Consider the following 25,175-nt stretch of genomic DNA (forward strand, 5'->3'; position numbering starts at 1 on the left):
CCGTGACGGCGGGTCCTCTCTCACTTCCAGTGCCGGACGCTCCAGGTGTACTGGTCGCCGCCCACCCACCGGACCACCTCGGGGTCGTCCAGCTCGGCGCCTCTCAGGCCCAGCGCGAAGGCGTACTCGAAAACGTCCTCGATCGAGAACGCCTTGCCGGCCAGTTCGCCGTGGATTTCCACCAGCCGGAAGGGCGGTTCCCCGTTCTGAACAGGCAGGACCACCACCGGAGCGTATCGGAACCGCGGGCTTTCACTCTCTGTCATGACAACGACCCCTGCCTCAAAGATTCGCGCCGTGCCCGCTCAGACAGGCTCCGCCGTGCCCGCTCTGACAGGCTCCGGTGCCTCGGCGCGCACGGCAACCCGGGGGAGTGGTCGCGGCGCGCGCGGTGTCAGACGAACGCCTCGTGCATGTAGCACCAGCGCCAGTCCTCCCCGGGCTCCAGGGGCGCCACGAGGGGGTGGCCGAGGGACGTGGCGTGGGCACGGGCGTGCCGGAGCGGAGAGGAGTCGCTGCATCCGACATGGCCGCAGGTCAGGCAGAGTCTCAGCTGTTCCCAGGGCGCGCCGAGCCGCAGGCACTCCTCGCAGCCGTCGGGGGTACGGGGGGTGACGGGGCGCACCATGGAGAGGTGCCAGTCGGCGTCCGTGGTCACGGCCCTCACCTCCCTCGCCACGGGCCTCTCGCCTTCCCGGTCACGGCGGGTCCTGGTATGTCACGACCAGCTCGCCGTTCTGGGCGTCCACCTTGATGAGCGACCCGTCCTCCGCCTCACCGCGCAGCAGCGCGCGTCCGACCAGCGTCTCGACCTCGTGCGAGATGTAGCGACGCAGCGGCCGGGCCCCGTACACCGGGTCGAAGCCCTGGTGGGCGATGAGTTCCCGGGCCGGCTCGGTGAGTTCCACCGTGATCCTGCGCTCCGCGAGACGCTGTCGCAGTTCGTCGAACTGAAGGTCGACGATCCGCTCGATCTGGGTCAGGCCGAGCGGCTTGAAGAGCACGATGTCGTCCACGCGGTTGAGGAACTCCGGCCGGAAGTGCGCGCGGAGTTCGGCCATCACCTGCGCGCGGGCGTCGGGCTTGATCTCGCCGTCCGCGCTCGCGTCCAGCAGATAGGGGGAGCCGATGTTGGAGGTCATGATGACGACGGTGTTGCGGAAGTCGACCGTCCGGCCCTGGGCGTCGGTGATCCGGCCGTCGTCCAGGATCTGCAGCAGGGTGTTGAAGACATCGGCGTGGGCCTTCTCGACCTCGTCGAACAGGACGACCGAGTACGGCTTGCGGCGGACGGCCTCGGTGAGCTGGCCGCCCTCCTCGTACCCCACGTATCCGGGCGGGGCGCCGACGAGCCGGCTCACGGTGTGCCGCTCCTGGTACTCGCTCATGTCGAGGCGGACCATGCTCTCCTCGGAGTCGAAGAGCGCCGCCGCGAGGGTCTTGGCCAGCTCCGTCTTGCCCACGCCGGTCGGGCCGAGGAAGATGAACGACCCGATCGGGCGGCGCGGGTCACGGATCCCGGACCGGGCCCGGATGATCGCGTCGGCCACCAGCTGTACGGCCTCGTCCTGCCCGATCACCCGCTCCTGAAGGATCTCGTCCAGCCGCAGCAGCTTCTCGCGCTCGGCCTCCTGGAGACGGCTCACCGGAATGCCGGTCCACGCGGCGACGATCTCGGCGATCTCGTCCTCGGTGACCACCTCGCGCAGCAGCCGGGTCTCGCCCTGTTTGGTGTGCAGCTGTTCCTCCTCGGCGGTGAGACGGCGTTCCAGATCGGTGAGTGTCCCGTAGCGCAGTTCCGCGGCGCGGTGGAGGTCGTAGGCCCGTTCGGCCTCGTCGGCTTCCTGACGGACCCGTTCCAGCTCCTGGCGCAGCTCCTGGACCTTACGGATGGCCTGGCGCTCGGACTCCCACTGGGCGCGCCGGGCGTCGGCCTCGGCCCGTATGTCGGCCAGCTCCCCGCGCAGCTCCTCCAGCCTGGTCACGCTGGCCGGGTCGGTCTCCTTGGCGAGGGCCGCCTCCTCGATCTCCAGCCGGGTCACCCGCCGCGTCAGCTGGTCCAGTTCGGCGGGCATCGAGTCGATCTCGGTACGCATCCGCGCGCAGGCCTCGTCCACCAGATCGATGGCCTTGTCGGGCAGGAACCGGTCCGAGATGTAGCGGTGGCTGAGAGTCGCCGCGGCGACCAGCGCCGTGTCCTGGATCCGCACACCGTGGAAGACCTCCAGGCGCTCGCGCAGTCCGCGCAGGATGGAGACGGTGTCCTCCACGCTCGGCTCGTCCACCAGGACCTGCTGGAAGCGGCGCTCCAGCGCGGCGTCGGACTCGATGCGCTTGCGGTACTCGTCCAGGGTGGTGGCGCCGATCATGTGCAGCTCACCGCGGGCGAGCATCGGCTTGAGCATGTTCCCGGCGTCCACGGCCCCTTCGGCGCCGCCCGCGCCGACCACGGTGTGCAGTTCGTCGAGGAAGAGCAGAATTCGTCCGCCGGCCGCCTTGACCTCGCCGAGCACCGCCTTGAGCCGTTCCTCGAACTCGCCGCGGTACTTGGCACCGGCCACCAGCGCGGCCATGTCGAGCGCGAAGACCGTACGGTCCCGCAGCCCCTCGGGCACATCGCCGCGGACGATCCGCTGGGCGAGGCCCTCCACGATCGCGGTCTTCCCGACCCCCGGGTCGCCGATCAGTACCGGGTTGTTCTTGGTCTTGCGGCTGAGGATCTGGGTCACCCGCCGTATCTCGGCGTCCCGGCCGATCACCGGGTCCAGCGTGCCGCTACGGGCCTCGGCGACCAGGTCGCGGCCGTACTTCTCCAGGGCCTCGTAGGCGGCCTCCGGGGTCGCGGAGGTGACCCGCTGGTTGCCCCGGATCCGGGTGAGCGCGGAGAGGAACGCCTCCTTGGTGAGCCCATGGTCCTTGAGCAGCCGCCCCGCGGCGGTGGCGGAGCCCTCGTCGGCCAGCGCCATCATCAGATGCTCGACGGAGACGTACTCGTCCTTGAGCCGCCCGGCCTCCCGCTCGGCGGTCTCCAGCAGCCGCGACAGCCGCTGGGTGACGAACACCTGGCCGGGCGCGGCTCCGGGGCCGGTCGACTTGGGCCTGCGTGACAGCTCGCCCTCCACGGCCGTGCGCAGCGCGGACGGATCGACGCCGGCCCGGTCGAGCAGCCGGGGTACGAGCCCGTCCCGCTGGTCGAGCAGCGCGAGCAGCAGATGCTCCCCGTCGACTTCGGTGTGCCCGAGGCGTACGGCCGCGCTCTGGGCGTCCTGCAGCGCTTCCTGGGACTTCTGGGTGAGGCGGTTCATGTCCATGGCAGGTCGTCACTCCTCGCGCCGGTACGGCGCAGCGCCGCCTCCAGCAGACTGATCCGGTCCAGCAGGTCCAGTACCAGCCCGATGGAGGCGTAGTTGAGGGGGAGTCCGGCCCGCAGCCGCTGGATACGGGCCAGCGTGCGCGGGGCGGACAGGTCGAACCGGAGCCGGCCCGCGGGGTCACGGGTGGCGTCCACCAGTCCCAGCGTCACCAGGCGCCGCACCATCTCGGGGTGCAGGCCAGAACTGCGGGCCACGCTCTCCAGGCTGAGTCCGTGGACGGGCACCAGCTCGTAGACCCGTACGGTCGGCGCGTCCGGCTGTCGCTGCCGTTGATCGGGTGTCATCCCGGCCTCCTCGGGTCGAAGTCGGACGCGGCCGACAACTCCTCGAACAGCTCGCGTTCGCGATCGGTGGGGCGCGGCGGGACCATCACCCGGACCTCGGCGTACAGGTCGCCGTCGGTGCCGCGCGGGTGGGGCATTCCCTCGCCGCGCAGCCGCAGCCGGCGCCCGCTGGAGGAGCCGGGCGGGACAGTGACCTTGGCGGTACCGCCCGGGGTGGGCAGGGGCACGGTCGCGCCGAGCGCCGCCTCCCAGGGCGTCACGGGCAGCCGGACATGGATGTCGCGGCCGTCCAGCCGGTACCGCTCGTGGGGCTTGACGCGCACCCGCAGATAGAGGTCACCGGCGGGTGCGTCACGGCTGCCCCGGCCGCCCTCGCCGGCCAGCCGGATCCGCTGCCCGTCCCGCACCCCCCGGGGAATGGTGACCTGGTAGTCGCGCCGGCCGTCCGGCCCGGCGAGGCCGACCGCGCGCCGCCCGCCCCGGTACGCCTCCTCCACGGACAGCTCCACTTCGGCCTCCTGGTCGGCGCCGGGAACGGTCCGGCGGGGTCCGCCGCGTACCCCGGCCCCGAACAGGTCGCCGAAGAGATCCTCGAAGTCCACGTCCTGGAAGGAGCCGCCCGGCCCCTGGGCGAACCGCACCCCGCCGGTGGAGGCCCAGCCCCCGCCGCCGCGGCCGGCCCCCGCGGCCACCCGCTCGTCGTAGTCCTCGGGGATCTGCCGGAAGTCCGGGCCGAACCGGTCGTAGCGCGCCCGGGTGTCCGGGTCGGCCAGGACGCTGTACGCCTCGTTGACGTCCTTGAAGCGCTCCTCGGCCTCCGGGTCCTTGTTGACGTCCGGATGGTGGCGGCGGGCCAGCTTCCGGTAGGCCTGCTGGATCTCCTCCTGACTCGCCGTGCGGGGGACGCCGAGCACCTCGTAGTAGTCCTCTGCCATGCGCCGTCACTCCCGCCGTCGACTGACCGCCACGGCCATCGGGCGCAACTGGCGGCCGTCATGTCCGTATCCGGGACGCAGGACCTCCACGACGGTGCCCGGCTCGGTGTCCGGGTCGTCGACGACCCGGACCACCTCGTGCCGGCTCGGGTCGAACGGCACACCGCTCTCCTCCTCGCGCGGGTAGCCGAGCCGCGCCAGTACGTCCACGGCCTGGTCCCGTACCGCCTCGACACCCTTCAGGACCGAGGAGGGATCGGCGCGGGCGTGCGCGAGAGCCAGTTCGAGATGGTCGAGTACGGGAAGCCATTCGGCGGCGGTACGGGCGCGCTCGGCCTCCCGTACCCCCTCCAGCTCCCGGGCATGGCGCTTGCGCAGATTGTCGAGATCGGCGAGCGCGTGCCGCCAGGCGTCCTGCGCCTCGGCCAAGTCCTTCTGTATCTCGTCCGTCTCCTTCTGGATGTCGTCGGGTTGACCGTCCGTCCGGTCCTCCCGCGGAGGCGCGGTATTGGTTTCGTCCGGCGGCGGTACCGGTTCCGGCTCTGGCTCGGTGGCCATGGCGTGACCTCAGCTCCGGTCGAAGTCGGCGTCCACGACGTCGTCGTCGCCTCCGGTGCCGCCCGCCGGGGGCGGGCCACCGGGCTCCGACGAGCCGGCGGGACCGGCCGGCCGGGCGGCCAGTGCCTGGTAGACCTGCTGGAGCTCGGAGGTCAGCGACCTGACCCGGTCCAGCGTCTCCTCGCCCTTCACGGCCTGGCGCGCGTCGGAGACCAGCAGTTGGGCACGGGCCCGTTCGTGCTCGGGCGCGTTCTCGCCCAGCTCGCCCAGCCTGCGTTCCACCTGGTAGGCGATGGCGTCCAGCTCGTTGCGGGCGTCCACGGCCTGCCGCAGCGCCTGATCCTCGCCGCGGTTGCGCTCCGCCTCGGAGATCATGCGATCCACCTCGGACCGTTCGAGGTTGGAGCCCTCGCTGAGCGTGATGCCCTGTTCCTTGCCGGTGTCCTTGTCGCGCGCGGTGACATGGAGGATGCCGTTGGCGTCGATGTCGAAGGTGACCTCGACCTGCGGTTCGCCGCGCGGCGCCTGGCGGATGTCGGTGAGCTGGAAGCGGCCCAGGACCCGGTTGTCGGCCGCGCGCTCGCGCTCGCCCTGGAGGACGACGACATCCACGGCGGGCTGGTTGTCCTCGGCCGTGGAGAAGGTCTCGGTGCGGCGCACCGGGATCGTGGTGTTCCGCTCGATGATCCTCGTCATCACCCCGCCGCGTGTCTCCACACCCAGCGAGAGCGGCGTGACGTCCAGCAGCAGGACGTCCTTGACCTCGCCCTTGAGCACCCCGGCCTGGACGGCGGCGCCCAGCGCCACCACCTCGTCCGGGTTGACGCTCATATTCGGGTCCTTGCCACCGGTCAGCCGCCGGACCAGCGCCTGCACGGCGGGCATCCGGGTCGAGCCGCCGACCAGGATGACCTCGTCGATATCGCTGTCCGTCACCTTCGCGTCGGACAGCGCCTGCTGGACGGGGCCCAGGCAGCGGTCCACCAGGTCGGCGGTGATCTGCTCGAAGGTGGAGCGCATGACGGATTCCGTCAGATGCTTGGGGCCGGTGGCGTCGGCGGTGATGAACGGCAGGCTTACCTGGGTCCGGGTCACCGAGCTCAGCTCGGTCTTGGCCTTCTCCGCCGCCTCGAAGAGCCGTTGCAGCGCCTGGGTGTCATCGCGCAGATCGATCCCGTTCTCCCGCTGGAACGTGTCCGCGAGATAGTCCACCAGCCGGCGGTCGAAGTCGTCGCCGCCGAGGTGCGTGTCTCCCGCGGTGGAACGTACCTCCACCACGCCGTCACCGACGTCCAGGATGGACACGTCGAAGGTGCCGCCCCCGAGGTCGAAGACGAGCACCGTCTCGTGCTCCTTCTTGTCCATGCCGTACGCCAGGGCGGCCGCGGTCGGCTCGTTGATGATGCGCAGCACTTCGAGGCCCGCGATCCGCCCCGCGTCCTTGGTCGCGGTGCGCTGGGCGTCGTTGAAGTACGCCGGTACGGTGATGACGGCCTCCGTCACCCGCTCGCCCAGCGATTTCGACGCGTCCTCGGCGAGCTTGCGTATCACCAGCGCGCTGATCTCCTCCGGCGCGTACTGCTTGCCGCGGATGTCGAACCGCGCGACGCCGTTCTCGCCCGGTACGACGTCGTACGTCACCGCCTTGATCTCGTCCGCGACCTCGTCGAAGTGCCGGCCGATGAACCGCTTGGCGGAGTAGATGGTGCCCTTGGGATTGAGGATCGCCTGCCGCCGGGCGAGCTGGCCCACGAGCCGTTCGCCGGAGTCGGTGAAGGCGACGACGGAGGGGGTGGTGCGGGAGCCCTCGGCGTTGGGGAGGACCGTCGCTTCACCTCCCTCCCACGCGGCGATCACCGAATTGGTGGTGCCCAGGTCGATGCCGACTGCCTTGGCCATGAGGTGCTCCCTTGCGTTCACTGCCTTCGCTGGCTGCCCTCGGGGCAGGGTCCCGTACCTCCCAGCCTGACGCCGGTGCCGCGCCGGTTCCTGCTCCTGCGAGGTCGAAATCCGGGCGGTGATTGGACCTGCCGGTACAGGCGGGCCACCGGGCGGACCGGATGCGCGGCCCCGGTCGCTCGGTAAAGTTGTGTGGGGGGGCGAACTCTCTTCGGGAAGGTGCCGGACCAGGGAGATGAGCACGGCCGCCGGAAGAACCGGAGCACCGGACCCCCCGGGCAGCCGGTCCTCCCGCCTCCACCGTCTGATGGCGCTGTCGGGCGCCCTGTCGGACGGCCGTGACGAGCGTGATGTGCTGCGGCTGGCCGCCTCCTGCGTCGCGCGGCTCGGTCCGTGGCGTACCGAGGCCGGCTATCTGCCCGCCGACGGACGGCTGGTCCGCTGTCCGTGGGACTTCTGCTTCTCCGCCGCCGCCATGAGCCGGGCGCTGGACAGCCAGGTCAACGGACTCGGCGGCCGGGACGGCGCCGTCCGGCTCCCCGGCCGGGAGTGGTCATGGGCGTTCGCACTCCGGGGGCCCGTCGGCCGGGCCGGAAGCCCCCCGGCCGGATATCTGGTCGTGAGCGCCGGGCAGCGGCCGGGCGACGACGACATCGCGCTGCTCGGGCTGCTGGCGCGGCAGACCGGGGCGGCCCTGGCGGGCGCCGCTGCCCACCGCCGGGAGCGGACGTACGCCGCGGAGCTGAGCCGGGCCTGGCAGGACGGGAACGCCGCACGTGCGCGGCTCGCCGACGTGGAGTCCGAGCTGATGTACCGGCGCTCGGTTCACGACGCGCTGAGCGGTGCCACGGCCACCGGGGACACCGAGGCGGGGATCGCGTGGACGGTCCACCGGCTGACCGGTTTCTCCACCGTGGTGGAGGACCAGTTCGGCAATCTACGGGCCTGGGCCGGACCCGGTTGCCCCCACCCGTACCCGAAGCCCGACCCGGGGCGCCAGGAACAGCTGATCCTCGACGCGATCCGGGACCCGCACCCGGTGTATGTCGGGCACCGGCTCATCGCCGTCGCCCGCCATCGTGGAGAGATCCTCGGCACCGTCTCCCTGGTCGACCCCGAGGGGGCCGCGGGGGAGCGGGAGGAGTTCGCGCTCGATCACGCCTGCGACGCGCTGGCCCTGGAGATGGCGCATCTGCGCAGCCTGGCCGAGATGGAGCTGCGGCTGCGCCGCGAGCTGGTCGACGATCTGATCACCGGTACGGACGACGAGAGCGCCTTCGCGCGTTCCGCGGCCGTCGGCCACGATCTGCACGGCGCGCAGCATCTGGTCGCGGTGGAGTGGACGGGGCTGACCGCCGACGACACGTTCGTCCAGGCGGCGGCCGGCGCGGCGGCCGGCCTGGGCCTTCGGTCGCTGGTGGCCAGGCGCTCGGGCCGGGCGGTCCTGGTGGTCCAGGGACGCCCCAAGGGGGAGGAGCTGTATCTGGCGGTCTCCCGGGAACTGGGCTCGCGCGCGGGAGCGATCGGGCTCGGCAGCCGCTGCGACGCCCCGGCCGAGATCCCGCGTTCCTACCAGGAGGCGCTGCGCGCACTGGAGGTACGGCAGCGCTCGCGCGTACCCCATGGCGCGACCTCGTTCGACGATCTCGGCCTGTACCGGATCATCGGTACGGGTGACGACTACCGGGAGATCGAGGGGTACGTCCGTGAGTGGCTCGGCCCGCTTCTCGACTACGACGCGGCCCACCGGGGCGATCTGGTCCGTACCCTCTCGCAGTACTTCGAGGCGGGCGGGAACTACGACGCCGCGGCCTCGGCGCTCGGCATCCACCGCAGCACGCTGCGCTATCGGCTCCAGCGCCTGCGCGAGATCGGGGGGCATGACCTGAGCGATGTCGAGACCCGCCTCAATCTGCATGTGGCGACCCGGGTCTGGAAGGTCCTGGGCGGCGAGGCCTGACCCCGCCCGACCCGCTCACCGTCCCGCGGCGAGTTCCCGTCCGGCCCGCGCGGCGTGTGCCGCGATGTCGTCGAGGCTGTACCGGGCCCGGGGGAAGAAGCCGTCGCGGTACAGCGTGGCGTATCCGTGGGCCAGCGCCACGAGATCTCCCACGAGCCGCAGTGCGTCCTCCTTCGGCCGGACACCGGTGTCCTCGGCGAGGGTGGTCAGCAGGTCCATCAGCTCACGTCCGGCGGCGGCGAGCGCGGCGTCGCCCAGCCCCCGCGGTCCGGCGGCGTAGATGACATCGAATCCCGCGCCGTGGCTGACGGCGAAGCGCACATAGGCGGCTCCGGCCGCGCCGAAACGGTCGGCCGGGTCCGGTCCCGCGCCCTCGGCGGCGGCACGTACGGCGGCGGCGAGTTGGCGCGCGGCGGCGGCGGCGACGGCGGCGAGGAGGTGGTCGCGGTCGCTGTAGTGCCGGTAGGGCGCCGCCGTGCTGATACCGAGGCGGCGCGCGACCTTGGCGACGGAGAAGTCCGCCAGGCCGTTGTCGGCGAGCAGTTCGAAGCTGGTGCGGATCAGGGCGGCGGGCAGGTCGCCGTGGTGGTACCGGCGCCCGGCGTCCTCATTGTCCTCCGTGGCCACCAGGGCCCCCTCGCCTCGACTCTTGACCGAATGTGATAGCCCTCATATATTAGCAAGTGATAGGGCACTTACATTGACGCTGAGATGGAGCGGGGCAAGACTCATGACGGGAATCGAAGGCATCGAAGGCAAGGTCGTCGCCATCACGGGCGCGAGCAGCGGGATCGGCGAGGCGACCGCGCTCCTTCTCGCCGAACGCGGTGCGAAAGTCGTCCTCGGGGCGCGCCGGCCGGATCGTCTGGAGGAACTGGCGGCCCATATCGCGGAGAAGGACGGTGACGTCGCGTATGTACGCACGGATGTGCGGCGGCGCGAGGATCCGGCCGGTCTCGTCGGGCTGGCGTGCGAGCGGTACGGGAGGCTCGACGTTCTCGTCAACAACGCCGGGATCATGCCGGTCTCCCCTCTCGACGACCTGCGCGTCGAGGACTGGGAGGACATGATCGACATCAATGTCAAGGGCGTGCTGTACGGCATCGCGGCGGCGTTGCCGGTCTTCCGCGAGCAGGGATTCGGGCATGTCGTCAACACCGCGTCCACCGCGGGGCACCGTGTTGTACCGAACCAATCGGTCTACGCCGGTACGAAGTTCGCCGTACGCGCCATCTCCGAGGGGCTGCGCCAGGAAGCCGGTGACAAGCTGCGGGTGACGATCATTTCACCCGGCTACACCCGGACGAACTTCGCGGACGGTGTGACGCATCCGGAGCTGAGGGCCCAGCTCGCCGAAGGCCGCGACGCGTTCGCGATGCCGCCGGAAGCGGTCGCGCGGGCGATCGCGTTCGCGATCGAGCAGCCGGCCGGCGTCGATGTGGGCGAGGTGGTCATCCGTCCCACGGCGCAGGGCTGAGGCAGTGGCCCCCGGGGTCCGCGTAAGGCGGCGCGTCGCGGGCGTGGAGGCCACTGTACGTAGTCCGTACGGAGGAGTCTTCCGCTCAGGACTGGGGGCGTCGGCCGTGGTTGGCCCCGTTCTTACGACGCGTCTTCTTCTTGCGGCGCCGCTTCGATGACATGGCGTCTCCTCTCGTGAGTGCTGGTCGGTACCGGATACCCACCGTTCTACCGTGTTTTCATCCGGTGGTGACGGAGCGTTTACCCCACGCTCGCGATGCTCATGCGCCGCGCCGTTTGTACGGCATCCTCTGCTGGACGGTAGAACGTGTCCGGGACGGAGGTCTTCCTCTCCCGCGCCGTGACGGTAAAGGACCGAGAGCTGATGACTGACGACAACGCGGACCTGCTGGCATTCGTGCGGGCGCGCCTCGACGAGGAGGCCGGGCGCGCCGAGGAGGCGGGCGGGGAGCGCTGGCGGTGTCCGCCCGAGATGCCCGGCGAGATCCACGACCGTACCGGCGGGATCGCGTTCACGGTGCGGACGCGCGGCTACGATGAGCACATCGCCCGCCAGAACCCGGAGTACACCCTGCGGCGCATCGAGACGAGCAGGGTCCTCCTCGACGAGTACGCGGAGGTGTGCCGACTGGACACCGACCGTCCGGCGGACGACTTCCCGTCCGGCCGCGCCGTCGGACTGGGGTTCGTCGTCCGGCAGATGGCGGCGGAGCACGCGGGCCATCCCGGCTACCGGGCGAAGTGGCTGCCCCGGTTCGTCCGTTAGCGCGTGTCGTGTGAGAGGCAGCACGCTTGCCCCGAGATGTACTCGGGTGGCGCCTCGGGTGCCTATGGTGTGGATCATGAGTACACACTTTGATGTCGTGGTCCTCGGTGCGGGACCGGGTGGATACACCGCAGCGGTCCGCGCGACGCAACTCGGGCTGCGGACGGCAGTCGTCGAGGCGAAGTACTGGGGCGGTGTCTGTCTGAACGTGGGGTGCATCCCCTCGAAGGCGCTGTTGCGCAACGCCGAACTCGCGCACATCTTCACGCAGGAGGCGGAGACCTTCGGGATCCGGGTGGAGGGCCGGGTCAGCTTCGACTACACGGAGGCGTTCAAGCGCAGCCGCAAGGTCGCCGACGGCCGGGTGGCCGGTGTGCACTATCTGATGAAGAAGAACGACATCGCCGAGTACGACGGCCGTGGCATGTTCCTCGACGACCGCACCCTCCAGGTGGCGCTGTCGGAGGGCGGTACGGAGACCCTGTCGTTCGACCACTGCATCGTCGCGACGGGGACCACGACCCGGCTGTTGCCGGGGACCTCCCTGAGCGAGCGGGTCGTCACCTACGAGGAGCAGATCCTCTCCGACACGCTGCCGGAGAGCATCGTCATCGCCGGTGCGGGAGCCGTCGGCGTCGAGTTCGCGTACGTGCTGCACAACTACGGGGTGAAGGTCACGGTCGTCGAATTCCTCGACCGGCTGGTGCCGTTGGAGGACGCCGAGATCTCCAAGGAACTCGCCAAGCGCTACCGACGTCTGGGCATCGAGATGCTGACCTCCACCCGGGTCGAGGCGATCGACGACAGTGATCCGTCGGCGAAGGTACGGGTCACCGTCTCGCGCGACGGGCAGCAGCAGGTGCTGGAGACCGACAAGGTCCTCCAGGCGATCGGTTTCGCGCCGCGCATCACCGGCTACGGCCTGGAGAACGCCGGCGTCCGGCTGACCGAGCGCGGAGCGATCGACGTGGACGGACGCGGTCGTACCAGCGTGCCGCACATCTTCGCGATCGGGGATGTCACGGCGAAGCTGATGCTGGCCCACGCCGCGGAGTCGATGGGGGTGATCGCGGCCGAGACGATCGCCGGTGCGGAGACCATGGAGCTGGACTTCGTGATGATCCCGCGCGCCACCTACTGCCAGCCGCAGATCGCCAGCTTCGGCTGGACCGAGGAGCAGGCGCGCGAGCGGGGTTATGACGTCAAGGTGGTGAAGTTCCCCTTCACCGCGAACGGCAAGGCCCATGGTCTGGGCGACCCGGTCGGTTTCGTGAAGCTGATCAGTGACGGCCGGCACGGCGAACTGCTCGGCGGGCATCTCATCGGCCCCGAGGTCACCGAACTGCTGCCGGAGCTGACGCTGGCCCAGCAGTGGGATCTGACGGTCCATGAGGTCGCACGCAATGTGCACGCCCATCCGACGCTGGGCGAGGCGGTCAAGGAGGCTGTCCACGGTCTGGCCGGCCACATGATCAATTTCTGACGCCCGCCGACGGGTGCCGGGGATCAGCGGCGGCGATCGGGCGGATACGTTCCGCATCGCCAACAGGCTCCCCTCGGAGGACTCTTGACGGGTGGTTGGTCCAGTCCTATCTTCCACTCAACCATTCAAAATCAGAGCCAGCGTTCATGTATATGGAATGCAGGCTCTGATGGCGTCCTCCCCCCAGAGAGGGAAGTGAGACATGTTCACACGCCTTCGGACGTTCACGGTTCTCGCCGCAGTGGGTGCTTCCTCATTCCTCGCCGTCCCGCAGGCCTCCGCCGAGGTCGAGCCCGGCCCGTGGACCTCCGTCTCGCCCACCTTCACGGTCCAGGAGCGGGGGTGCGGTCAGGTCGACGGTCTGACGTTCACGCTCACCTGCTCCACCGCGAGCGGCGACCAGCGCGCCGAACGCCGGTACGCCACCTACACCGGGGGCACCCGGCAGTTCGAGGGCTACTTCCGCATCAGCAGTCTGAGCGGTACACGCATCAGCCTCAAGCAGACGTTCAACGAGTCCGCGTCCGGCCCCTACTTCATGCTGGCCGCCGAACGCGGCGGGCGGCTGTACGCGGTCCACGGCGGCGACACGCTGTCGAACGCCGGCACCGTGGGCGCGACGGTCCGCGTCAACACCGTTCACCAGGTCGGCACCTCGCACCGTACGTACATCAACGGGTCGCTCAAGCACACCTACGACAGCCCGAGCGGCAGCTTCTACGACAAGTTCGGCGCCTACCGCACCAACAGCGGCAACGGTCCGGCCACGGTGGTCTGGAGCGACGTCCGCTTCTGGCGCAAGTAGCGGACTCGTCCGTGCGCCCAGCGATCCGAGCCGCTGTGCCGGCCGTCGCGCTCGTGCTGGCGGTGGCGGCGTGTTCCACGCAGCCGCCGGCCGAGCGCCCCGCCCGGGGACCCGCCGCCTCCCCGGGCGGGGCCGCCACCCCGGGAAAACCGTGGACCGGCGACGGAGCGGCCGCCACGCTCCGCGCGGTCCTCACCACGCCCACCGATATCGATCTCAGCTGGCGGGGCGGCGACTCCGGCGCCTCCGGCCATGTCCTTGAGTTCGCCACGGAGGAGGCGGGGCCGTACACCGTCCTCCAGTACCTGCCACCCGGCGTGACGACGTACCGTCACCCCGATCTGATGCCGCGTACGACCTTCTTCTACCGCCTGCGGACCTTTGACGGCCCGGCGTCGGCGCCGGTCGACGTCTCCTTGCCACCGGGCGAACTGACCACGGAGGACCAGGAGTCCAACCACGACTGGCTGCCTCCGCGCAGGGATCCCGGACGGTCCGCGACCGGTCGTCCGGTCCGGGACGGGGGAGCCGCCGCGCCCTCCGGGCTCAAGGCCGTGGTCAAGCATGCGAACGGCATTCTCTTCACCTGGACCGATCGGGCCTCGGACGAGGAGGGGTTCCTGCTGGAGGCGCGCACCCGGGGCAGTTCCGCTTACGCGCCGGTCGCCGTCCTCGACCCCGACATCAACTCCTGCGGTCTGATCACTCTCCCCACCGAGAAACGGGCCGCGTACCGGGTCCGCGCCTTCGCCTACGGCGCGCGGTCGAACGTCCCCCGGCTGACCACCGGAGAGCAGGCGGCCGATCAGCGTGAGGGCGAAGCGCCGTCCGGGCCCTGATCCGCCCGCCCGTTCAGGCGGACGCCCTGACCACGAGCACGGGGGCGAACAGCTCCGACCGTACGGCCTGGCCCGGCCGGGCGATGCGGCGCAGCAGGAGCTGGGCCGTCGCGGAGGCCATCTCCTCGACCGGCTGCCGTACGGTGGTCAGCGGCGGGTCGCAGGACTGGGCGGCATGGCTGTCGTCGAAGCCCACCACCGCCACGTCCCGCGGCACCTCTCTGCCCGCGCGTTGCAGGACCGGCAGCGCGCCCAGGGCCATGAGGTCGGAGGCCACGAACAGTCCGTCCAGATCCGGCCGCCGCGCGAGCAGCTCCCGTACGGCCGAGGCGCCCCCGGTGTGGGTGAAGTCGCCCTCCGCCCAAGGGACATCGTGGATACCGCGCTCCGCCAGGGCCGTGCGGAAACCCTCCAGGCGTTCCCGTGCCGCGGGCATGTCCTGAGGTCCGGCCACCGACCCGATCCGGGTCCGGCCCAGGGACACCAGATGGCAGGCGGCCAGCCGGGCTCCCTCCCGCTGGTCGGCCTCCACGAACGCGAGCGAGGAGTCGCGCCGCGGACGCCCCGACAGGACCGCGGGCAGCCGGGTGTCGGCGAGCAGCCGCGGCAGCGGGTCGTCCACATGCGAGGAGATCAACACAACTCCGTCCACATGTCCTTGACGCAGATACGAGAGGGTCTGGAGGCGCGAGGCCTCGTCGTCCACCAGCATCAGAACGAGATGGACGCCCGCCGGCCGCAGCACATCGACGAGCCCGCTGACGACGCGCCCGAAGTGCGGGTCCGTGAACACCCGGCCGAGGAAGGGTGCCGCGGCGTGGCGCTTCTCCTGCTCGGAGACCACGAGCGCCACCGACCCCGTCCGCCGGGTCACGAGTGAGCGGGCCGCGCGGTTGGGCACGTACCCCGTGGCGGCCACCGCGTTCTCCACGGCGTGCCGGAGCGCCAGGTCCACCGTGGGTGTCTCGTTGATGACCCGGGACACCGTGGCACGGGACACACCGGCGACGCGGGCCACGTCCTCCAGGGTCACCGGGCGGGAGGGGGGCGGGGAGTCGGCATCCATGAAGTCTTTTATATCCGCGCGCTCCCCGTCGGCACACGGGCGGCCTCGCCGTACGGTGCGCCCTCGCCGTACCGTACGGTCACCGGCCCAGCGAGGACAGCTTCTTCAGTTGCACGGCGCGCGAGTCGGCGATGTCTGCGGCGAGCCGCTTCGCCTCCTGGCCACCGCCCGCGTGGGACTCGGAGCGGGAGACGCGCTGTGACTGTTCGAGGTGCGCGCGGATCTCCTGGCGTACGAAGCCGTCGAATTCGGCACCCGTGAGCCGGCGGGCCCGGTCGAGATCCGCGTCCGTGACCATGCCCGGCATGTCGTGGCCCGCGTGCACATTGGTGTCGGGCAGGCCCATACGGCCGAGCAACTGCCGGAGTTGGGCCAGCTCCGTACGGTGTTCCTTCGCGAGGGCGGCGGCCCACGTTGCCACCGGCGGTGCGGACTCGTGGGTGGAGGCCATCGCGAGAAGCCGCCCGGCCTGCTCGCTCATCGGAGTCATCAGCTGGATCCAGCCGGAGTCGGTCGCGGTGAACGGCGCTCCGGACGAGGCGGCGGGAGCGGAGGTCCTGTCGGCGGCGGCCGGCCGATCGGGCGGTGTGGAGCAGCCGCTCGGAGACAGCAACAGAAGAGGGAGCAGAAGCAGGGCCGGCAGGGGCATGACGAGGCGTCGCTTCATGGTGGCGTTTCCCGTGGAGGGCCCGCCCGGGGAGACTCGGGCGGGCATATGGGGGTAGATGACGGGCGATCGATCAGGTGCCGAGAGATCAGGGACGGCCGTCCGCACCGCACTTGATGATGGGGTTGATGCAGTCGCGGACGCGGCGCTCCATCTCGGCGGCGGGCCAGACGTTGAAGAAGTCGCCGTGCATGGTGTACCCGGGCCCCGACGCCAGCCGGAACCGCGCGGGATCTCCGTTGACGGGATAGCGGAGCACCTGCCGGAGTTTGGGCACGGGGACCGGGTGCGTGGAGGGGCATGCCCCCGCCACCGGATAGGACATATGGCTCTTGTGGTCCGCGGAGTCGAGGTCCTTGCCGTTCCAGCACTGCGGGAAGTCGAGATAGGACTCCAGCATCGAACCGGCCGGGCAGTTCACGAAGTCGGTGGAGGACCCGACCTCGCCATGGTGCAGACACGACCAGCGGGAGATGGTGTTGTCGTTGGGGCCGGTGGCCTTGGCGTTGCCGGCCACGATGCGCAGGCCCCGGGGCATCGGCTGGATCTTCGCGATGATGTCGTCGCGTACGCCTTCACCGAGGTAGTAGAAGGTCGTTCCGGTCGGCTCCACCGCGGTGTCGCGGTCGTACAGGGTCGGCACCCAGTAGGACGAGAGGTCGGTGGCGGGGCTGCAGTTGCTGGGCGACCGTTCCAGACTGGTCAGGTCCGAGTGGGCGTTCGTGGAGGTGTTCCCGAAGAAGCTGTGCATGTGGGACGCGCCGGGAAGGCCCGGGAACACGATGGGGTCGTCGGTGGCCCGGTGGCTGTAGGGGCAGTCCGCCAGGAACTCGGCGACGCGCACCACCTCTTCCGCCTGGGCGGGCGAGGCCTGCGCACGCTCTCCCGGGTAGCTGAAGCCGGCGATGAGCAGGGCGGCCACGGACGCCGCGACGAGTCCTGACAGACGGCGCCAACGGGGCGGGGAGGGCGCGGTGGGGGGAGCGAGGATCCTTCTCACAGGGGGTCCAATCCATGGGTCGGTGGTGATGTGTTGGGCAGGACAGAGGTGACGGGCCGACGTCGCGCGGTGGGGGATGGGGCGGGCAGCGGCCGTCCGTATCAGCCCTTCTGCTCGACCCTCACCCAGTCGATCTCGGCCTGGATGCCGCCCAGGGCTATGCGGTCGACGCTGGACTGCGGCAGACCCCAGTAGGGCGTGGTGACCTTGTTCCAGCCGGCCGGATAGGCGCCGCCGAGAGCGAGGTTGAGAATCACGTACTGGTTGTGGTCGAAGACCCACTGGCCGCGGGTGGACTCCAGCTTGTTGCGGGTCGTCTCCTGGACGATCCGGTCGTCCACGGTGAACCGCATGGTGGTGGGCGTCCACTCGACCGCGTAGGTGTGCCACTGGTCCGCGCTTCCCCCGGCGGGGTAGTACTGCTGCGCGCCGATGTTGCCGTCGGCGGAGTAACCCGGCCCGTGCAGGGCGGTGCTGGTCCAGTTGCCGTAGCCGATGTTCTCCATGATGTCCGTCTCGCCCGAGGCGGGCCAGGACACGGCCGGATCGTCGACATTGCTGCCGAGCAGCCAGAAGGCGGGCCAGTAGCCGTCGCCCACCGGAAGCCTCAGCCGGGCGCTGACCTTGCCGTACGTGAAGTCGAACTTGGTGTTGGTGTCGATACGCCCCGAGGTGAAGTCGTACGTACCGCCGCCCGCCTGGGTGCAGCCCTTGCAGTACTTCGGGGTCAGGATCAGACTGCCGTTCGCGGTACGGATGTTGTCGGGGGAGTCCACATACGCCTGGGCCTCACCGTTGACCGATCCCATCTCCTGGCCCGTTCTGACGACCCGCCACTTGGAGCGGTCGAGCGAGGCTCCCGTGAAGTCGTCGAAGAACGTCGTGCGGTACGTGCCCCCCTGCTCGCCGGGGAGCGCGGGATAGGCGGCCGCCGCGCTGCCGCCGGTGCCCCACACCTGGAACTCGTAGAGTGAGTAGCCGAATTGGGCCGTGGCGGGCGCGGGGTTGTAGAAGGAGCGCCGCTCCTTGCCGAGCATGCGCACATAGCGCCCGGTGGCGGGTGCGGAGAGGGTGACGGTGTCATGGCGTCCGGTCGCCTCGGCAGGGGACTTGATGTCGGCGCGGCGCGCGGCGACCTCGGCGGCGGACGGGCGATGGACGGTGCGCCAGGTCCTGTTGTCGTCGGAGACCTGGATCTCGAAGTCGACGGCGTACGCGGCTTCCCAGTACAGGTCCACACTGTTGATGGTGGAGGACGCGCCGAGGTCGACGGAGACCCAGCGGTCGGCGTTCCAGTCGCTCGCCCACCGTGTCTGGTCGCCCTTGAGGGCGGCGGGCCAGCCGCCGTCGGTGACGAACGCCGGCGAGTTCCCCGCGTGCTGGTAGAGGTTGCTGTAGGCCGGGTGGTGGAGCGCGAGATTGGTGCGGGTGGTGGAGGCGGGGGCCGGGGTGCCGCCGTAGATCTTGAAGGAGTAGAGCGAGTAGCCGTAGGGCGTGCCGCGTTCGACACCGCGCAGACGTACGTACCGGCCCCTGATCTCCTGCGGGTAGGTGTGCGCGGTGACGGTCCCGCCGGTGCCCGCGTCCTCGGTGTAGAAGGGCCGCCAGCTGGTGCCGTCGCCCGACACCTCCAGCACGTACTTCTTGCCGTAGGCGGCCTCCCAGTCGAGGGTGACCCGGTCGATACGGAGGGTCTGGCCCAGATCGACCCGGAGCCAGGCGTCGTCGGCAGCGTTGCTCGACCAGCGGGTGGCGCCGTTGCCGTCGAAGGCGGCGCCGGGCCCCAGCTCGGCGCTCTGGCTGCCGGACGCGGTGGCGGCGGCCGGGTTCGCGCTCTGGGCCGCGGCCGCGAGGTCACTGTCCCAGGCCGCGGCCGCGGCTCGGGGGGCGCCGGTCGCGCTCGGAGCCGCTGCCGCCGTCAACGCGGCGACGACGGCGGCGGCGGAGGCGAAGAGAAGACGTGGGCGCATGGCGGCTCTCCTTCGAGAGGGGTGGGGGAGCTCGGACACAGCCCGTACGGAGGAGCGAGGCTGAGGAGACCACGGCGAGAGAGCGCTCTCATGGAACGTAGAAGCAGTCCCAGAGGGTGTCAAGACACGTGTGGCGCACAGATTGCCGTCCGGCGGAATCGACACTTCGTGAATGCAACCTCGCACGCCGGGAAGCGCGCTCGATCAGCCCGGATAACTCCACATATCCCTTTATCTCAGGGGTGGTTGGGCGGCCGATCGGGCATCGGCGGATTGCGGAACCGGTCATCTCCCTTGACGCGCTGTTCACATGCCGTGAACATGCCTGAGTGAGAGAGCGCTCCCTGCCACCCCCACCGTTCACATTCTGAACAAGGAGAGCCGCCATGCCTACTCCCCCCACACGCCGTACCGTTCTCGGTGTCATGGCAGCCGCCGCGTCCGCTCCGAGCGTGCTCGCCCTGTCCTCACCCGCGTCCGCGCGTACCGGCGCCGCGGCCCTGCCCGGCGGTGGTGATCTCGGGCCGAACGTGGTGGTCTTCGATCCGTCGACGCCCAATATCCAGGGCAGGCTGGACGAGATCTTCCGCCAGCAGGAGACGGCGCAGTTCGGGTCGGGCCGCTACCAGCTGTTGTTCAAGCCCGGCACCTACAACAACATCAACGCCCAGCTCGGCTTCTACACCTCGATCTCCGGCCTCGGACTCTCGCCCGACGACACCACTTTCAACGGTGATGTGACGGTGGACGCGGGCTGGTTCAACGGCAACGCCACCCAGAACTTCTGGCGCTCCGCCGAGAACCTCGCCCTCAACCCCGTCAACGGCACCAACCGCTGGGCCGTCGCCCAGGCCGCGCCCTTCCGCCGTATGCACGTCAAAGGCGGCCTCAACCTCGCCCCCAACGGCTACGGCTGGGCCAGCGGCGGCTACATCGCCGACAGCCGCGTCGACGGCACCGTCGGCCCCTACTCCCAGCAGCAGTGGTACACCCGCGACAGCAGCGTCGGAGGCTGGACCAACGCCGTCTGGAACATGACCTTCTCCGGCGTCGAAGGCGCCCCCGCCCAGAGCTTCCCCAACCCGCCCTACACCACCCTCGACAACACCCCCGTCTCGCGCGAGAAGCCCTTCCTCTATCTCGACGGCGCCGACTACAAGGTCTTCCTGCCGGAGCTGCGCACCAACGCGCGCGGCACCACGTGGGGAAGCGGCACGCCCCGGGGTACGTCCCAGCCGCTCACCCAGTTCTACGTCGCCAAGCCCGGCGTCTCCGCGGCCACCCTCAACGAGGCGCTCACGCAGGGGCTCAACCTGCTGTTCACACCCGGCATCTACCACCTCGACCAGACCGTACGCGTCGAGCGCGCGAACGCGGTGGTCCTCGGCCTCGGCTACGCCACACTTGTGCCGGACAACGGGGTGACGGCGATGAGGGTCGCCGATGTCGACGGGGTACGGCTCGCGGGCTTCCTGATCGACGCCGGTCCGGTGAACTCACCGACGCTGCTGGAGGTCGGCCCCCAGGGCGCGGCCGCGAATCACTCCGCCAACCCCACCACCGTGCAGGACGTCTTCATCAGGATCGGCGGCGCCGGCCCCGGCAAGGCCACCACCAGCATAGTCGTCAACAGCCGGCACACCATCATCGACCACACCTGGGTCTGGCGCGCCGACCACGGGGAGGGCGTGGGCTGGGAGACCAACCGGGCCGACTACGGCGTGATCGTCAACGGTGACGACGTGCTGGCGACCGGGCTGTTCGTCGAGCACTTCAACAAGTACGACGTCCAGTGGAACGGCCAGCGGGGCCGCACCATCTTCTTCCAGAACGAGAAGGCGTACGACGCCCCCAACCAGGCCGCCATCCAGAACGGCGCCACCCGGGGCTACGCCGCCTACAAGGTCGCCGACACCGTCACCACGCACGAGGGCTGGGGCCTGGGCAGCTACTGCTACTACAACGTCGACCCGACCATCCGTCAGGCCCACGGCTTCGCCGCGCCCGCGGTCCCGGGCGTGAAGTTCCACGGCCTGCTCGTCGTCTCGCTCAGCGGCAACGGGCAGTACGACCACGTCATCAACGCCATCGGCGCCGCCACCTCGGGCACGACGACGGTCCCCTCGACGGTGGTGTCCTTCCCCTGACGCCGATCAGCGCGCGCCGCGAGCGGTGTGGACCGCACGCGGCGCGCGCTGCCGCGCGTCCGCGCGACCCCGAGCGCGTGCCGGGCCCGGCGACTCTCCCGCGCGGCGCGCCCGGCGGGTCCGCCATCCGTACGGTCCATCACCGCGCGCGGCCGGCCGGACGCGGGCGTGCAATGGACAGGTGACCGCGCCTCCGGACGACTGCCTCGCGCGCAACGAATGGATCTGCGGCGACTACCTCTCCAGCCGCCGCACGATCCTGTGGGACGCGGTGCTCCAGCATCTCCACCTGACCTTCCTCGCCATCCTGCTCGCGCTGGTCATCGCCGTCCCCCTGGCCCTGGCGGCCCGCCGCTGGAACTGGGCGGTCGGGCCCGTGCTCGGGATCACGACGGTCCTCTACACCATTCCCTCGCTCGCGATGTTCTCCCTGCTGCTGCCGGTGTACGGACTGGCGGCCTCGCTCGTCGTCGCCGGGCTGGTCCTCTACTCGCTGACCCTGCTCGTACGGAACATCCTGGCCGGACTGCACGCCGTACCCGAGGAGACCAGGCAGGCCGCCCGCGGGATGGGGTACAGGCCGGTCCGGCTGCTGCTCACCGTCGAGCTGCCGCTCGCCCTCCCCGCCGCCATGGCCGGGCTGCGGATCGCGACCGTCTCCGCCGTCTCCCTCGTCACCATCGGCGCGATCGTCGGCTATGGAGGGCTCGGAAATCTCATCTACGCCGGGATGAACACCTTCTTCAAGGCGCAGGTGCTCACCGCCTCCGTCCTCTGCGTGGTCATCGCCGTCGCCGCCGATCTCCTGCTGCTCGGACTCCAGCGGCTGCTCACCCCCTGGGCGAGGGAGCGCCGCGCGTGAACACCCTCCCTGCGGCCTGGTCCTGGCTCACCACCGCCTCGAACTGGTCGGGGTCCGGCGGGGTCCGGAACCGGCTCGGCGAGCATCTCTTCCTCACCGCCGTCTGTCTGGTCATCAGCTGCGCGATCGCGCTGCCCGTCGCGCTGGTGCTCGGTCATCTGGGCAGGGGAGGCGCGCTGGCCGTCAATATCTCCAATGTCGGCCGGGCCGTGCCGACCTTCGCCGTTCTCGTCCTGCTGCTGCTCACCCCGATCGGCACGTACGGTCAGTGGCCGACGATCACCGCGCTGGTGCTGTTCGCGATCCCACCGCTGCTCACCAACGCCTATGTGGGGATGCGCGGGGTGGACCGTGATGTCGTCCAGGCCGCCCGCGGGATGGGGATGACGGGCAGCCAGCTGCTGCGGCGGGTCGAGGTGCCGCTCGCCCTGCCGCTGATCCTCACCGGCGTACGGATCGCCGCCGTCCAGCTGGTGGCGACCGCGACCATCGCGGCCCTGGTGGGCGGCGGCGGTCTCGGCCGGATCATCACCGCCGGCTTCAATCTCGCCGACACCCCCCAGGTGGTCGCGGGCGCGGTGCTCGTCGCCGTGTTCGCGCTGCTGGTGGAGGGGGCGTTCGAGCTGGTGCGGCGGCTGGGGCCGCGGTGGGTGAGGGGCGGGGGATGAGAGCGGCGCGTACCGCCGCGGCCCTGGGCACCTCGTTCCTCCTGGCCACCGGCTGTGCCATCGGACCGTCCCTGGAGAACCGGGGTGCTGTCACCGCACCGCCCGGCGACAGCAGGCATCTGACCATCGGCTCGGCCGGTTTCACCGAGAGCGATCTGCTCGCCCAGATGTACGCGCTCCTGCTGAACCGCGCGGGATACCACACCCGGATCCTCTCCGTCACCAACCGGGAGATCTACGAACCGGCCCTGGAGAGCGGCCAGATCGATGTCGTACCGGAGTACGCGGCGACCTTCGCCGACTGGCTGAACGCCAGGGCCCACGGCCCCGACGCGAAACCCGTCGGCTCACCCGACCTGGCCGCGACGATGAAGGCGCTGCGCGCGCTCGCCGCGCCGCGCGGGCTGACCGTCCTCGATCCGGGCCGCGCCGTCGACCAGAACGCCTTCGCCGTCGCCGCCTCCTACGCCCGCGAACACCGGCTCAGGACACTGAGCGACCTGGGCAGATCCCGGCTGCCCGTCAGGCTCGCCGCGGGTGACGAGTGCGTACGGCGCCCGTACTGCGAACCCGGGCTGAAGAAGACGTACGGCATCGATATCACCGGCATCGACCCCAAAGGCGTGGGGACGACACCGGCGAAGCGGGCCGTGCAGAACGGTCAGGACCAGATGGTTCTGACCACGACCACCGACGCGACGCTCGACCAGTTCGGACTGGTGCTCCTCGCCGACGACAGACATCTTCAGAACGCCGACTACATCGTGCCCGTCGTCAACCGCGCGCGGGCCGGGAGCAAGGGTGTCACCACGGCGCTGGACAAGCTGAACACCGTGCTCACCACCAAGGACCTGGCCTCGCTGAACCAGCAGGTGGACAGCTGGCGCCGGCTCGCCGAGGACGTCGCACGGACCTATCTGGAATCGAAGAGGCTGATCACGGCGTCGCACTGAATCACCGGCGCGGGGACTGCCCCCCTCACGCGTCCGAGACCGAGTCGAAGTCGACCTCGTCGCGCCCGATGCCCTGGGCGTCCGCGTCGACCGAGCGGCGCAGCGCCTCGTGCAGCTTCGCAGGGGTCAGCACCCCGGCGAAGCGCGCTCCTTCCAGTACGGCCACCCATCCCGCGTCATGCTGGAGCATCTCGCTGAACGCCTGTTTCAGCGGGGACCCGAGCGGTACCCACGCCTCCATCCGGCGGGCGAGGTCACCGACCGAGCCTCGCTCCCCGGCGTGCGCCAGCGCGTCGGCGGAGACCCAGCCGTGCAGTTCGCCGTCCCCGTTCAGCACCACCGCCCAGCGGGCCCGCTGGGCGCGCATCCGCGCCGCCGCGTCCCGGGCCGGCTCGTCGGTCCTCGCGACCGGCGGCTCTTCCAGGTCGGCCGGCTCGACGGCGGTCACCGAGAGCCGTTTCAACCCCCTGTCCGCGCCCACGAACCGGGCCACATACGGCGTGGCGGGGGTGCCGAGGACCGCCCCCGGGGTGTCGTACTGCTCGATACGGCCCTCTCCGTACACCCCGATTCGGTCCCCCATCCGGACCGCCTCCTCGATGTCGTGCGTCACCATCAGCACCGTCTTGCGCACCGTCGCCTGGAGCTTCAGGAACTCGTTCTGCAGCCGTTCGCGCACCACCGGGTCCACCGCGCCGAACGGCTCGTCCATCAGCAGCACCGGGGGATCGGCGGCCAGAGCGCGCGCCACGCCCACCCGCTGGCGCTGCCCGCCCGACAACTGCGCCGGATAGCGCGGACCGTACGTCGCCGGGTCGAGCCCCACCAGATCGAGCAGCTCCGCCGCCCGTTCGCGCGCCTTCGCCTTCTTCCAGCCGACCAGGGCGGGCACGGTCGCGGTGTTGTCGAGGACCGTCCGGTGCGGGAAAAGCCCCACCTGCTGGATGACATAGCCGATCCGGCGGCGCAACTGGACCGGGTCGACCCCCGAGATGTCCCGGCCCTCGACGAAGACGCGCCCCGAAGTGGGCTCGATCAGCCGGTTCACCATCATCATCGTGGTCGTCTTGCCACAGCCGGAAGGCCCCACCAGCGTCACCAGTTCGCCCTCGTCGACGTCGAAGGACAGCCCGTCGACGGCGGCCGTTCCATCCGGGTAGACCTTGCTGACCTGCTCGAACCGGATCATGGCCTCACGCTAGGAGCGGGCGGGCCGCCGCGCGCGCGGGCCGGGACTGTCCGGGGAACCGCGTACGCCCTGAACGCGGACCGTCCCGTGGCCGTACCGGCCGTCACACATCGTCGCGGAGCGGGGCCGTCCTGAGCGGCGCGGCCCCCAGCGGGGCGGTCCCGAGTAGGGCGGCCTCCGCCGGGCCGCGGCCCGTGTGCTGAACTGTCCGGCGTGACTGCCCCGGAAGGGGCGCGTGACCGGCCCCCGGAAGGGGCCAGCGAGAACAGGA

General features: G+C 70.5%; 24 protein-coding genes. 10 read left to right on the plus strand and 14 right to left on the minus strand.

The window, feature by feature from the left end; translation table 11 throughout:
- Positions 1 to 20: 20 nt before the first annotated feature.
- The 7 genes from ACIRQP_RS30395 to dnaK all read right to left on the minus strand — a co-directional run bounded on the left by ACIRQP_RS30395 (position 21) and on the right by dnaK (position 7,050).
- Positions 21 to 224, minus strand: coding sequence for a hypothetical protein (locus ACIRQP_RS30395; RefSeq protein ID WP_403895449.1), 204 nt, complete (start codon positions 222 to 224; stop codon positions 21 to 23).
- Positions 225 to 394: 170 nt separating this feature from the next.
- Positions 395 to 628 carry a UBP-type zinc finger domain-containing protein gene (locus ACIRQP_RS30400; RefSeq protein WP_403895579.1) on the minus strand — a complete coding sequence of 78 codons (234 nt, stop codon included), beginning with the start codon at positions 626 to 628 and terminating at the stop codon, positions 395 to 397.
- 70 nt (positions 629 to 698) lie between these two features.
- Positions 699 to 3,311, minus strand: coding sequence for an ATP-dependent chaperone ClpB (gene clpB / locus ACIRQP_RS30405; protein ID WP_403895452.1), 2,613 nt, complete (start codon positions 3,309 to 3,311; stop codon positions 699 to 701).
- Positions 3,302 to 3,658: a chaperone modulator CbpM gene (locus ACIRQP_RS30410; RefSeq protein WP_403895454.1), complete on the minus strand. Its 357-nt coding sequence runs from the start codon at positions 3,656 to 3,658 to the stop codon at positions 3,302 to 3,304. Before ACIRQP_RS30410 ends, clpB begins: the two co-directional genes overlap by 10 nt.
- Positions 3,655 to 4,593, minus strand: coding sequence for a DnaJ C-terminal domain-containing protein (locus ACIRQP_RS30415; RefSeq protein WP_403895457.1), 939 nt, complete (start codon positions 4,591 to 4,593; stop codon positions 3,655 to 3,657). The genes ACIRQP_RS30410 and ACIRQP_RS30415 overlap by 4 nt, the downstream gene beginning before the upstream one ends.
- Positions 4,594 to 4,599: 6 nt before the next feature.
- Positions 4,600 to 5,151: a nucleotide exchange factor GrpE gene (locus tag ACIRQP_RS30420; RefSeq protein WP_403895460.1), complete on the minus strand. Its 552-nt coding sequence runs from the start codon at positions 5,149 to 5,151 to the stop codon at positions 4,600 to 4,602.
- A 9-nt stretch (positions 5,152 to 5,160) separates the two neighbouring features.
- Positions 5,161 to 7,050: a molecular chaperone DnaK gene (gene dnaK, locus ACIRQP_RS30425; protein WP_403895463.1), complete on the minus strand. Its 1,890-nt coding sequence runs from the start codon at positions 7,048 to 7,050 to the stop codon at positions 5,161 to 5,163.
- A 235-nt stretch (positions 7,051 to 7,285) separates the two neighbouring features.
- On the opposite strand from dnaK, the gene ACIRQP_RS30430 reads away from it, so the two are divergent.
- The gene (locus ACIRQP_RS30430) at positions 7,286 to 9,010 is read left to right on the plus strand and encodes a PucR family transcriptional regulator (protein WP_403895466.1); all 1,725 of its coding nucleotides are present in this window, start codon (positions 7,286 to 7,288) and stop codon (positions 9,008 to 9,010) included.
- Between the two features lie 15 nt (positions 9,011 to 9,025).
- On the opposite strand, the gene ACIRQP_RS30435 is transcribed toward ACIRQP_RS30430, so the two are convergent.
- On the minus strand, positions 9,026 to 9,637 hold the full coding sequence (locus ACIRQP_RS30435; protein ID WP_403895469.1) for a TetR/AcrR family transcriptional regulator: 612 nt from the start codon (positions 9,635 to 9,637) through the stop codon (positions 9,026 to 9,028).
- Between the two features lie 112 nt (positions 9,638 to 9,749).
- Here ACIRQP_RS30435 and ACIRQP_RS30440 point away from each other — a divergent pair, with 112 nt between their 5' ends.
- The gene (locus ACIRQP_RS30440) at positions 9,750 to 10,487 is read left to right on the plus strand and encodes an SDR family oxidoreductase (RefSeq protein ID WP_403895581.1); all 738 of its coding nucleotides are present in this window, start codon (positions 9,750 to 9,752) and stop codon (positions 10,485 to 10,487) included.
- An 85-nt stretch (positions 10,488 to 10,572) separates the two neighbouring features.
- On the opposite strand, the gene ACIRQP_RS30445 is transcribed toward ACIRQP_RS30440, so the two are convergent.
- The gene (locus ACIRQP_RS30445; protein WP_403895584.1) at positions 10,573 to 10,650 is read right to left on the minus strand and encodes a 50S ribosomal protein bL37; all 78 of its coding nucleotides are present in this window, start codon (positions 10,648 to 10,650) and stop codon (positions 10,573 to 10,575) included.
- 203 nt (positions 10,651 to 10,853) lie between these two features.
- On the opposite strand from ACIRQP_RS30445, the gene ACIRQP_RS30450 reads away from it, so the two are divergent.
- The 4 genes from ACIRQP_RS30450 to ACIRQP_RS30465 all read left to right on the plus strand — a co-directional run bounded on the left by ACIRQP_RS30450 (position 10,854) and on the right by ACIRQP_RS30465 (position 14,382).
- Positions 10,854 to 11,255, plus strand: coding sequence for a DUF6221 family protein (locus tag ACIRQP_RS30450; RefSeq protein ID WP_403895472.1), 402 nt, complete (start codon positions 10,854 to 10,856; stop codon positions 11,253 to 11,255).
- A 76-nt stretch (positions 11,256 to 11,331) separates the two neighbouring features.
- Positions 11,332 to 12,738: a dihydrolipoyl dehydrogenase gene (gene lpdA / locus ACIRQP_RS30455; protein WP_403895475.1), complete on the plus strand. Its 1,407-nt coding sequence runs from the start codon at positions 11,332 to 11,334 to the stop codon at positions 12,736 to 12,738.
- Positions 12,739 to 12,940: 202 nt separating this feature from the next.
- Positions 12,941 to 13,543, plus strand: coding sequence for a hypothetical protein (locus ACIRQP_RS30460; protein WP_403895478.1), 603 nt, complete (start codon positions 12,941 to 12,943; stop codon positions 13,541 to 13,543).
- Positions 13,544 to 13,554: 11 nt separating this feature from the next.
- Positions 13,555 to 14,382 carry a fibronectin type III domain-containing protein gene (locus ACIRQP_RS30465; RefSeq protein ID WP_403895481.1) on the plus strand — a complete coding sequence of 276 codons (828 nt, stop codon included), beginning with the start codon at positions 13,555 to 13,557 and terminating at the stop codon, positions 14,380 to 14,382.
- Between the two features lie 13 nt (positions 14,383 to 14,395).
- On the opposite strand, the gene ACIRQP_RS30470 is transcribed toward ACIRQP_RS30465, so the two are convergent.
- The 4 genes from ACIRQP_RS30470 to ACIRQP_RS30485 form a co-directional block, all read right to left on the minus strand.
- Positions 14,396 to 15,448 carry a LacI family DNA-binding transcriptional regulator gene (locus ACIRQP_RS30470; RefSeq protein WP_403895484.1) on the minus strand — a complete coding sequence of 351 codons (1,053 nt, stop codon included), beginning with the start codon at positions 15,446 to 15,448 and terminating at the stop codon, positions 14,396 to 14,398.
- Positions 15,449 to 15,527: 79 nt separating this feature from the next.
- Positions 15,528 to 16,115, minus strand: coding sequence for a DUF305 domain-containing protein (locus tag ACIRQP_RS30475; RefSeq protein WP_403895486.1), 588 nt, complete (start codon positions 16,113 to 16,115; stop codon positions 15,528 to 15,530).
- A gap of 88 nt (positions 16,116 to 16,203) precedes the next feature.
- Entirely contained in the window at positions 16,204 to 17,022 is an 819-nt protein-coding gene (locus tag ACIRQP_RS30480) for a DUF1996 domain-containing protein (protein WP_403895587.1), read from the minus strand.
- A 194-nt stretch (positions 17,023 to 17,216) separates the two neighbouring features.
- Positions 17,217 to 19,085 carry a discoidin domain-containing protein gene (locus tag ACIRQP_RS30485; protein WP_403895489.1) on the minus strand — a complete coding sequence of 623 codons (1,869 nt, stop codon included), beginning with the start codon at positions 19,083 to 19,085 and terminating at the stop codon, positions 17,217 to 17,219.
- Between the two features lie 386 nt (positions 19,086 to 19,471).
- Here ACIRQP_RS30485 and ACIRQP_RS30490 point away from each other — a divergent pair, with 386 nt between their 5' ends.
- The 4 genes from ACIRQP_RS30490 to ACIRQP_RS30505 all read left to right on the plus strand — a co-directional run bounded on the left by ACIRQP_RS30490 (position 19,472) and on the right by ACIRQP_RS30505 (position 23,715).
- Positions 19,472 to 21,232 (plus strand): coagulation factor 5/8 type domain-containing protein, encoded by a 1,761-nt coding sequence (locus ACIRQP_RS30490; RefSeq protein ID WP_403895491.1) that lies wholly within the window; start codon positions 19,472 to 19,474, stop codon positions 21,230 to 21,232.
- A 181-nt stretch (positions 21,233 to 21,413) separates the two neighbouring features.
- A complete protein-coding gene (locus ACIRQP_RS30495) occupies positions 21,414 to 22,094 on the plus strand; it encodes an ABC transporter permease (protein WP_403895495.1) in 681 nt (226 codons plus the stop codon).
- Entirely contained in the window at positions 22,091 to 22,762 is a 672-nt protein-coding gene (locus tag ACIRQP_RS30500; protein ID WP_403895497.1) for an ABC transporter permease, read from the plus strand. Before ACIRQP_RS30495 ends, ACIRQP_RS30500 begins: the two co-directional genes overlap by 4 nt.
- Entirely contained in the window at positions 22,759 to 23,715 is a 957-nt protein-coding gene (locus ACIRQP_RS30505) for an ABC transporter substrate-binding protein (RefSeq protein WP_403895500.1), read from the plus strand. Before ACIRQP_RS30500 ends, ACIRQP_RS30505 begins: the two co-directional genes overlap by 4 nt.
- 25 nt (positions 23,716 to 23,740) lie before the next feature.
- Here ACIRQP_RS30505 and ACIRQP_RS30510 read toward each other — a convergent pair whose 3' ends face one another.
- The gene (locus ACIRQP_RS30510; RefSeq protein WP_403895503.1) at positions 23,741 to 24,904 is read right to left on the minus strand and encodes an ABC transporter ATP-binding protein; all 1,164 of its coding nucleotides are present in this window, start codon (positions 24,902 to 24,904) and stop codon (positions 23,741 to 23,743) included.
- Positions 24,905 to 25,175: the final 271 nt, after the last annotated feature.

This window comes from Streptomyces sp. NPDC102274, assembly GCF_044766385.1.
In the GTDB taxonomy this organism is placed as follows: Bacteria; Actinomycetota; Actinomycetes; order Streptomycetales; family Streptomycetaceae; genus Streptomyces.

What these genes read in the sequence shown, in the direction of transcription:
- ACIRQP_RS30400 (WP_403895579.1), bottom strand. Translation starts at nt 628, where the DNA reads ATGGTGCGCCCCGTCACCCCCCGTACCCCCGACGGCTGCGAGGAGTGC.
- clpB (WP_403895452.1), bottom strand. Translation starts at nt 3,311, where the DNA reads ATGGACATGAACCGCCTCACCCAGAAGTCCCAGGAAGCGCTGCAGGAC.
- ACIRQP_RS30410 (WP_403895454.1), bottom strand. Translation starts at nt 3,658, where the DNA reads ATGACACCCGATCAACGGCAGCGACAGCCGGACGCGCCGACCGTACGG.
- ACIRQP_RS30415 (WP_403895457.1), bottom strand. Translation starts at nt 4,593, where the DNA reads ATGGCAGAGGACTACTACGAGGTGCTCGGCGTCCCCCGCACGGCGAGT.
- ACIRQP_RS30420 (WP_403895460.1), bottom strand. Translation starts at nt 5,151, where the DNA reads ATGGCCACCGAGCCAGAGCCGGAACCGGTACCGCCGCCGGACGAAACC.
- dnaK (WP_403895463.1), bottom strand. Translation starts at nt 7,050, where the DNA reads ATGGCCAAGGCAGTCGGCATCGACCTGGGCACCACCAATTCGGTGATC.
- ACIRQP_RS30430 (WP_403895466.1), top strand. Translation starts at nt 7,286, where the DNA reads ATGAGCACGGCCGCCGGAAGAACCGGAGCACCGGACCCCCCGGGCAGC.
- ACIRQP_RS30445 (WP_403895584.1), bottom strand. Translation starts at nt 10,650, where the DNA reads ATGTCATCGAAGCGGCGCCGCAAGAAGAAGACGCGTCGTAAGAACGGG.
- ACIRQP_RS30450 (WP_403895472.1), top strand. Translation starts at nt 10,854, where the DNA reads ATGACTGACGACAACGCGGACCTGCTGGCATTCGTGCGGGCGCGCCTC.
- lpdA (WP_403895475.1), top strand. Translation starts at nt 11,332, where the DNA reads ATGAGTACACACTTTGATGTCGTGGTCCTCGGTGCGGGACCGGGTGGA.
- ACIRQP_RS30460 (WP_403895478.1), top strand. Translation starts at nt 12,941, where the DNA reads ATGTTCACACGCCTTCGGACGTTCACGGTTCTCGCCGCAGTGGGTGCT.
- ACIRQP_RS30470 (WP_403895484.1), bottom strand. Translation starts at nt 15,448, where the DNA reads ATGGATGCCGACTCCCCGCCCCCCTCCCGCCCGGTGACCCTGGAGGAC.
- ACIRQP_RS30475 (WP_403895486.1), bottom strand. Translation starts at nt 16,115, where the DNA reads ATGAAGCGACGCCTCGTCATGCCCCTGCCGGCCCTGCTTCTGCTCCCT.
- ACIRQP_RS30485 (WP_403895489.1), bottom strand. Translation starts at nt 19,085, where the DNA reads ATGCGCCCACGTCTTCTCTTCGCCTCCGCCGCCGCCGTCGTCGCCGCG.
- ACIRQP_RS30490 (WP_403895491.1), top strand. Translation starts at nt 19,472, where the DNA reads ATGCCTACTCCCCCCACACGCCGTACCGTTCTCGGTGTCATGGCAGCC.
- ACIRQP_RS30505 (WP_403895500.1), top strand. Translation starts at nt 22,759, where the DNA reads ATGAGAGCGGCGCGTACCGCCGCGGCCCTGGGCACCTCGTTCCTCCTG.
- ACIRQP_RS30510 (WP_403895503.1), bottom strand. Translation starts at nt 24,904, where the DNA reads ATGATCCGGTTCGAGCAGGTCAGCAAGGTCTACCCGGATGGAACGGCC.